This window comes from Aeromonas piscicola (assembly GCF_000820005.1).
In the GTDB taxonomy this organism is placed as follows: Bacteria; Pseudomonadota; Gammaproteobacteria; order Enterobacterales; family Aeromonadaceae; genus Aeromonas; species Aeromonas piscicola.
The window spans coordinates 486,350-494,401 of sequence record NZ_CDBL01000052.1; the positions used below are offsets into that span (position 1 = coordinate 486,350).

General features: G+C 61.3%; 6 protein-coding genes and 1 pseudogene. 6 read left to right on the top strand and 1 reads right to left on the bottom strand.

The genetic code is table 11. The annotated features are described in order from the left end of the window. Nucleotides 1-84: 84 nt before the first annotated feature. The 3 genes and pseudogenes from BN1128_RS24125 (at nt 85) to BN1128_RS12950 (ending at nt 4,684) form a co-directional block, all read left to right on the top strand. The gene (locus BN1128_RS24125) at nt 85-993 is read left to right on the top strand and encodes a S24 family peptidase (RefSeq protein ID WP_052445516.1); all 909 of its coding nucleotides are present in this window, start codon (nt 85-87) and stop codon (nt 991-993) included. Between the two features lie 202 nt (nt 994-1,195). Further along, nucleotides 1,196-1,444: pseudogene (locus BN1128_RS12945) on the top strand (SAM hydroxide adenosyltransferase); the annotation flags it as partial. 201 nt (nt 1,445-1,645) lie between these two features. After that, nucleotides 1,646-4,684: a cytochrome c peroxidase gene (locus BN1128_RS12950; protein ID WP_042869321.1), complete on the top strand. Its 3,039-nt coding sequence runs from the start codon at nt 1,646-1,648 to the stop codon at nt 4,682-4,684. A 370-nt stretch (nt 4,685-5,054) separates the two neighbouring features. Here the strand turns inward: BN1128_RS12950 and BN1128_RS12955 are convergent, their stop codons facing one another. Then, a complete protein-coding gene (locus tag BN1128_RS12955) occupies nt 5,055-5,615 on the bottom strand; it encodes a gamma carbonic anhydrase family protein (protein ID WP_042869323.1) in 561 nt (186 codons plus the stop codon). Nucleotides 5,616-5,851: 236 nt separating this feature from the next. On the opposite strand from BN1128_RS12955, the gene BN1128_RS12960 reads away from it, so the two are divergent. The 3 genes from BN1128_RS12960 (at nt 5,852) to BN1128_RS12970 (ending at nt 7,908) form a co-directional block, all read left to right on the top strand. Continuing rightward, on the top strand, nt 5,852-6,502 hold the full coding sequence (locus BN1128_RS12960) for a ribonuclease T2 family protein (RefSeq protein ID WP_042869324.1): 651 nt from the start codon (nt 5,852-5,854) through the stop codon (nt 6,500-6,502). 72 nt (nt 6,503-6,574) lie between these two features. Beyond that, on the top strand, nt 6,575-6,859 hold the full coding sequence (locus BN1128_RS12965; RefSeq protein WP_042869326.1) for a Pathogenicity locus: 285 nt from the start codon (nt 6,575-6,577) through the stop codon (nt 6,857-6,859). Between the two features lie 2 nt (nt 6,860-6,861). Then, entirely contained in the window at nt 6,862-7,908 is a 1,047-nt protein-coding gene (locus BN1128_RS12970; RefSeq protein ID WP_042869328.1) for an NAD(P)H-dependent flavin oxidoreductase, read from the top strand. Nucleotides 7,909-8,052 lie beyond the last annotated feature (144 nt).

Genomic DNA, 8,052 nt, shown 5'->3' on the forward strand with positions numbered 1-8,052 from the left:
TCGCAAAAGTTTGCGAGACAAGATTTTTTTGCGGTTTATTTCATTTTTATTTGCGAACCTACATTGCGTGGAGATTTTCCTTTTATGACAGTCACTTATGATGAAAAGACCACTACAGACAAGTTTCACGCGCAACAGTCTTTTCCTGATATGAAAAAAAACCGCTTCAGTGAGCGGTTAAAGTGGGTCATGAAAGGAGCCTCTAACGTTCAATTTGCAAAGCTCTGCGGAGTAACTGAATCAACCATCAGGAACTATCTGACAGATAAAACCTCTCCAACACTATCTGTCTTGGCTAGCATTGCCGATGCCACAGGAACCCCCTTGGCATGGCTTGCGTCTGGTGAGTCTGTAAAAAAATGCGATATCGCAAATATAAATGAATTTAAAAGCGCATCTATCCCCATGTACGAGGTAGAAGCTGCTGCAGGTGCTGGCGCATGGATCTCTGAGGAGAACATTCTGGATTACTGGCATGTGCCGCAAAGCTGGCTGCGCCAGGAACGCTTGGAACACGCCGAGCTGTGCATCATCAACACCATAGGCGACAGCATGGCCCCTACCTTTAGTAGCGGCGACAAGCTGCTGGTAAAGCTCAACATCAATAGGGACAAGGCGCTAGAGGGGGTATATGCGATCAATCTGGACGGCCACCTGCGCGTGAAGCGCTTGGAGTACGCACTTTTCCCCGCGGGCTATCGCGTCATGAGTGACAACGAGCTGTACCCGGAGGAGTTCGTGCCCGCTGCGGAGTTTGGTGATAGGCTTTACGTCATTGGGGAAGTGGTGCGAGTGTTCGGCGCGCCAGCCAGCCAGCCAGCCAGCCAGCCAGCCAGCCAGCCAGCCAGCCAGCCAGCCAGCCAGCCAGCCAGCCAGCCAGCCAGCCAGCCAGCCAGCCAGCCAGCCAGCCAGCCAGAGAACCAATCTTTGGTTCCACCGTCAAGCCTCTACCCGTCAATAACCGAAAAGAGCCGACCTGGAACTGATAGATGAAGTCAAAAGTAAGGAACGGTTTTTCCCATTGGTTATGCCGTCCCTTATTTTTTTCCCATCGGTTATGCCAAAACCTCTTTTCTGTTGAATGCAGGCGATCACGCTCTAAGCCTTGCCACACTTAGCCTTCATCACTAACCGCCTATAAAACTTGTTAACCTCCTATAACCTAGTATTTCCCATCGGTTATGCCTAGTTACAGCTGCTCACCAAGGCGGGGATCAACAAGGGGGACAAGGCCTGTATCAAGATCAGTGAAGGGGATGTGGTCAGGTATGACGGCAAGGCGCCCTACGTCAGCAGCTTCGGCGACGTGCCGGAAGGCCAGCCGCTGGTCTACCTCAACAGCCTGTTGCAGGTCTCGGTTGCCCTCAACATGGACAGTTTCGCCGCCAAGCATCAGGTGCAGTCGGGCGCCAACTGGCATATCAGCCTGAAGAAGTGCTCATGATGCGTCCCTGAGGCTGCGTAGGGCAGGGCGTGAAGAGGAAAGGAGGCTGGCGTCCGCAAGGGGTCGGCCTCCTTGCTGTCTGGCTCGTGCGGCATGGCCCGGCGGCCTTGTTATCAAGCTGCATATTAGGTGAATGAAATTGATAATGATTGGCATTTGGTTGGATAATCGCGCACTTGTCAGACCACATACACCCTAGCGATGAAAACCAGCCTCTTACTGGTCAGTTTACTGATCCTGACCGCCTGCAATGACAACCAGAGCCAGACTCCCGTCACTCCACCGCCGGTCGTGACGCCGCCTCTGGTTGAGCCCCCCATAGTCGTGCCACCCACGGAGCCCCCGATTGAGCCCGCGCCGACCCACACCCGCACCGAGCTGGCCCTGAATGTGGACCTGGGCGAGCGGCTGGGGGCGGGGGCGACCCTGGTGCTGCGCCAGCTTGCCACCGGCATCGAGGTGACCCGCGTACTGGATCAGGCATCCCCCCTTGCCATGACGCTGCCTCCCGGCCTGTTGCTGGATCAGCCGCTGGAGCTGGTGGGCACTGATGGCAGTTATATCTTGCGGACCAGCTCGGTGCGAGTCGCGGATCTGGCCGCCGGTGCCGGCCTGGCCCGTCGCGTGGGTGTGCCCGCGCTGCGACTGGACGAAGAGGCAACCGCCCTCTTCCTGCTGGCCGACCAGAATGGTGATGGCAGCCTGAGTCAGGCCGAGTGGGGAAGGCTGGAGGAGATACGACTACAGCAACAGGCCGCCATTCAGGATTATGCGACCCTGCTGCTGGCCCAGCGTCAGCCGGGGGCCGAGCTCAACTACCCGGACAGTTGGCAGATGCTGCTGGCCCTGCGCGATGACAAGGGGGCGCGCAGCTGGTATCGACGCAGCAACAGCGGGCCTATCCTGGCGGCCCAGATGCAGCGCTACCCGGCCACACCCAGCCAGCCGGATGAGCCGGAAACGGCGGAACTGCTGCGCCTCGATGACGATGGGCTGCTGGTCACGAGCGGTGCATGGCGCTGTTTGCATGATGTGCGCACGGCAAGCGGGGTCAAGGGCAGCCAATACTGGCTGTGGGGGAGTGACAGCGCCGGGCTGCCCCTTGCCACTCGCCTCCGGCTTGCCGAGGTGCCGACCGGTTGCGGACGCAGTGACTGGCGCCTGCCGACCTTAAGCGAGTTTGAACGGCTGCTCGCAGCAGACCGGCTGAGCTGGCGTTATCCCAATACGTTTGCCACCACCATGCCCGAGCAAGTCTGGCTGCGGGACGGATCAGCCCAGGCTCGCCTGTATCATCTGGCGACCCGCAGCTGGCTGGATGAGGGCGAGGGGAGCCTGCTCTGGTATGCGTTGGCGCCCTATCCGGTGCGCCCCCTGGTGGACCGTGACAGCAGCCAACCGGAGATGTCCGCCTTGCGTGCCCAATACACAGGCCCCTCTGCCCAGTGGCCTGCGGCCAGGGTTGATGACGGGGTTGAATGGCAGGAGCTGGGGCCGCTGCCGGCGGTTCCCTTCCCGGCCGACAACCCCTATAGCCGGGCCAAGGTGGTGCTGGGTCAGCAGCTCTTCTTCGACAAGCAGCTCTCCCAGGCGAAAGACATCAGCTGTGCCAGCTGTCACGATCCGCAAAAGGGGTGGAGCGATGGCCTGAGCGTGTCGGTCGGTCATCTGGGGCAGAAGGGCACTCGCAATGCGCCCACCATTCTCAATGCCGCCTATAGCAGCAGCCAGTTCTGGGACGGGCGGGTGGCCTCGCTGGAGGAGCAGTCGCTCCATCCCATCAAGAACCCGGTCGAGATGGCGCTCGATCACGACGAGCTGCTGGCACGGCTGCGGGCAAGCAGCGACTATCCGGCGGCATTTGCCCAGGCCTTCGGCGATGAGGGGATCACGCTGGAGCGGATCGCCAGGGCGATCGCCACCTTCGAGCGCACCATCATCAGCCGTGACAGCGACTTCGAGCGCTTCGTCAGGGGGGATACCCAGGCGCTCAGTGACAAGGCGTTGTGGGGGATGCACCTCTATCGCACCGAGGGACGCTGCATGAACTGTCACTCTGGCCCCCTGCTGAGCCAGCACCAGTTCGAGAGCGTGGGGCTGGCCTACTATGGCCGCAATCTGGAGGATCGCGGCCGCTTCCTGCAGACCCGTCAAAAGGCGGACATGGGGCGCTTCAAGACACCCAGCCTGCGGGATGTGGCCTTTACCGGCCCTTACATGCATAACGGTGTCTTCCCTATTCTGGCGCAGCGCGTCGGCGGCTCGGTGCAGGGCGTCGTGGCCATGTACAGCTTCGGGGTGACCAAATGGAGCAGCGGGGTTGGCTTCCCGACCGGGGTGGATCAGCATGATCCCTTCTTCCCCAAGGCATCCGATCACCTGCATGCCCTCGGCCTCTCCAACGATGAGCTGGAGGCCATAGGTGAGTTCTTGCGCAGCGCCTCCGCCGAGCCGAGACGCACGCCGGCCACGGTAGCCGAACTGGGGCTGGCACAGGTGGATGACGAGACCCCGGTCGAGGCCATTGCCATCGACTTGCAGGTGACGCCGGCCAGGCCCCAGCTGGAGGTGGGCCGGGCACTGGCGCTGCAAGCCGGGCTACGGCTGAGCGATGGTGCTCTGATCCCGGTGAACGGGCCCTTGCAATGGCGCAGTGAAGAACCCGAGCGGGTGAGCGTCGATGCGAACGGGGTGATCCAGGGGCTGGCCGTGGGCCCGGCCCGCATCCAGATAAGTGCGGGCAAGTACGCGCTGGCCGTGACGGTGCAGGTGGTGGATGCCCAGCCCGATTTCAGCCAGGGCTGTCGTCATCCCGAGCTGGCGGCTGGCCAGCTGATCTTCGTCTGCCCGCTGACCCGCGCCGAAGCGGACAGGCTGGCGATCGATTACGATGGCACAGCCCAGGACGAGGAGGGGGATTACAACCCCTTCACCGCCGATTATGTGGTGATGAGCCAGGCGCGAGCTCGCAGTTATTGCCAGCAGCTGGTTGCCCGCGGGCACGATGACTGGCGCCTGCCGGTGGCGCAGGAGCTGGCAGCCCTGTTTGCCGCCTACCATCAGCGCGGTGAAGAGATGAAGTTGCTGACGGAGCAAGGCTGGCCGCTCTACAGCCGGCTCTGGAGCAGCGATGCTCTCAATGACAAGGGGGAGGCGCCTCTGTTCGATCCGGGCAGCGGCGAGCTCATCACGGATCTGCCGCAAGAGGCCCATGGGGTCGCCTGCGTGCGGGCTCGCTAGTCGGCCAGCATTATCCACTCCTCAATACGGGCGCCGCGGCGCCCGTCTTTTTTGCGGGTTCAGCGCAGGGCTGCGGGTGGCGGTACTTCTATATATAGTGTCCGCCCAGCTCCCGCTGGTAGTCGTGGCTGGCTCTGACGTAGTAGCGACGGCGGCGGCATGTCGCTGGCGTGCACAAAGAGGCTGCCGAGCAGCAGGTGCTATAGGAGGGCTTTGCATGACATGGGATGACTCCATCCGGGTGAATATGGCCCATCAAACGCCACACCGATGCTGCGCTCAATCGCTTTTACACACCCCTTTCCCCCCCTTTACAGTTGTGACAACGGGCGCCTGGGCGCCCGTTGTGTGTCATGGAACCGGGTCGGCCTCAAAACTCGTTGGAGAGCGCCTTGTAACCCTTGACCAGATCTATGTTGGTGTGGGCCACGTCTTCGGAGAATTCGGTGGCATCCACAGTGACCCTGGGGATCTCGGCCAGATCGCTCTGCTGATTGATGCGGGTGGTGGAGGGCACATAGAAGCCGGGCGGCAGATCGCAGCCATCCACCACAGAGTTGTGGCGCACCACCGAACCTTCACCTATGTGGCAGTTGAACAGCACGCTGTTGAAGCCGATGAAGACCCGGTTACCGACCTCGCACGGGCCGTGCACGATTGAGCGGTGGGCAATGGAGGTGTACTCGCCTATGGTGACGGCGGCGCCGGACTTGGAGTGGATCACCACCCCGTCCTGAATGTTGGAGTTGGCGCCTATGATGATGGGCTCCATGTCGCCACTGGCATCCACCTCGTCAGCGCGGATCACCGCATAGGGGCCGACAAACACATTTTCCTTGATGATCACCTTGCCACAGATGATGGCAGTCTTGTCGATATAGGCTGATTCGTCGATGACCGGCAGGTGGCCGGAAGGATTCTTGCGGATCATGTTACATCCTGTTGAAGATGAAATCGGGACGGGGAAAAGGCGAGACCACTGGCCTGCCGGTGGGTCAGCTTACGCCTGTGGGCCGGGAGGGGGAACCCCTGACTGGTCTGACCCTAGGGGCCGTGCGCTCCTCTTCTCGGGGTGTTCCCGACGCGCAAATTATGGGAGCATGACTTCTGCCAAACGGGCCGTGTGGCCCGCCTGGTACTCTTTTGATATAACGCTGGATACCCAAGATGAAGAAGATTGTTGCGCTGCTCGGCACCCTGCTGTTCTCCCCTTTGTTATCTTCTGCCGTGCAGGCCAAGGGAGAGGCGGGCGAGTTTGACTATTACGCCCTGGCGCTCTCCTGGTCGCCGGAGCATTGCGCCGTCAAGCCGGCCGATCGGGACCAATGTTCCCGCCAGCTGGGATTCGTGCTGCACGGACTCTGGCCCCAGTACCAGCGTGGCTACCCGAGCAGTTGTTCCCGCGAGCGGCTGGATCCCGTCATGGAGCAGCAGTTTGCCGGGCTCTATCCCAGCCGTTTTCTCTATCGTCATGAGTGGGAGAAGCACGGTAGCTGCTCCGGCCTCGACCAGCCGCAGTTCCATCAGCTGGCCAGCGACCTGCGTCAGAAGGTGAAGATCCCGGCCGCGTATCAGGCCCCTGCCGAGCCCCTGCGCAAGAGCCGCTTCCAGCTCAAGGCGGATCTGGCCAGTGCCAACGACTGGCTGGTGCCAGACAACATCACGGTTGCCTGTGCCGACGGCGGCCGCTTCCTGCGGGAGGCCTACATCTGCATCAACAAGGAAGGGACGGATGCCGTCACCTGTTCCGACGAGATGCAAAAGCGTGAACTGCGCTCCTGCGGTCAGCCGGACTTCCTGCTGCGCAGCGTGCGCTGATCACTCTCTATCTTCATCGGGCCCCTTGCGGGCCTGATGTTCAAATACCGCCATTGGAAAGGAGTCTGGGCAATGACCGACATGAAACAGTTCTCGGCACAGGAACGAAGCTTGCTGCTTGGGGTGAAAGGGGTGGGGCCCACCGTCATAGGGCGGCTCGAACAGCTGGGTTACCACACACTGAGCGAGCTGGCCGAGGCGGATACAGCCCATATAGTTCAGCTGGTGGCCAGCATGCTGGGGTCGACCTGCTGGCAGAACAGCCCACAGGCCCGCGGCGCCATCGATGGTGCCATAGCGTTGGCGCGCAGCCAGGTTGCAGCCGACGCCGTTTCGGACTGTACGCGGGGAACATAGCCATGAGCCTGTTTGCAGAGCTCGGGATGCGTTATCCCATCATTCAGGCCCCCATGGCGGGTGTGCAAAGCAGTGCACTGGCGCTGGCCGTCACCGGCGCGGGTTGTCTGGGCTCCTTGCCGGCGGCCATGCTCAGTCCGACTGACCTGCGAAGCGAGCTCGCTCGGCTTGCCGCCAGCAGTCTGGGGTCATTCAACATCAACTTCTTCTGTCATCAGCAAGGGGATCCCGATCCGCTGCAGGTCGCATGCTGGCAACAGGCACTGGCGCCTTTTTATGCCGAGTTCGGTGTGAGTACCGATGCTGCATCGAGTGGGCCAAGTCGTGCCCCGTTCAACGCCGAGCATGCCGCCATCCTGACCGAGTTCAACCCCGCGGTAGTCAGCTTCCATTTCGGCCTGCCCGAACCGGGCCTGCTGGCCAGGGTGAAAGCCACGGGAGCAAAAGTGTTTGCCAGTGCAACCACGGTAGCTGAAGCGCAATGGCTGGCTCGTCATGGTGCCGATGCCATCATAGCGCAGGGGCTGGAGGCAGGCGGCCATCGCGGCCATTTCCTCAATGAGGATCTCGCCTTGCAGCAAGGTACCTTTACCTTGCTGCCACAAATAGTCGCGGCGGTGGAGCTGCCGGTCATCGCTGCCGGTGGCATAGTCGATGGCAAAGGTATCGGGGCCGCCCTGGCGTTGGGCGCCAGCGCCGTGCAGATGGGAACTGCCTTCCTCTGCTGTCATGAGGCGACGACCTCTGCCCTGCATCGCGCCGCGATTCATTCTGCCCAGAGCCAGCACACTGCCCTGACCAAGGTGTTCAGCGGCCGCCCGGCGCGAGGGATAGTCAACCGGCTGATGCGGGAGCTGGGCTCGCTCTCGGATCTGGCACCTGACTTCCCCCATGCCAGCAGCGCGCTGGCACCGTTGCGTGCGGCTGCTGAAAAGGAGGGTGATAGTGGCTTCTCGCCATTGTGGGCGGGGCAGAATGTATCGGGTTGCCGTGACCTCCCGGCCGCCGAGTTGATCGCAGCATGGGTGAAAGAAGCGGGCCTGGCGTGATCGCTTCTTTATATAGGTAGATGAGCGGGAGGGGCGGCATGCAAGGAGTGGCAGTTCCACCGGCTAAACGTGGGGCACTCATGATGCCAATAGTGCCGTTTTACGGCCTTTCTGTGGATAAGTTTGTACAAAAGCTGTGGTTGG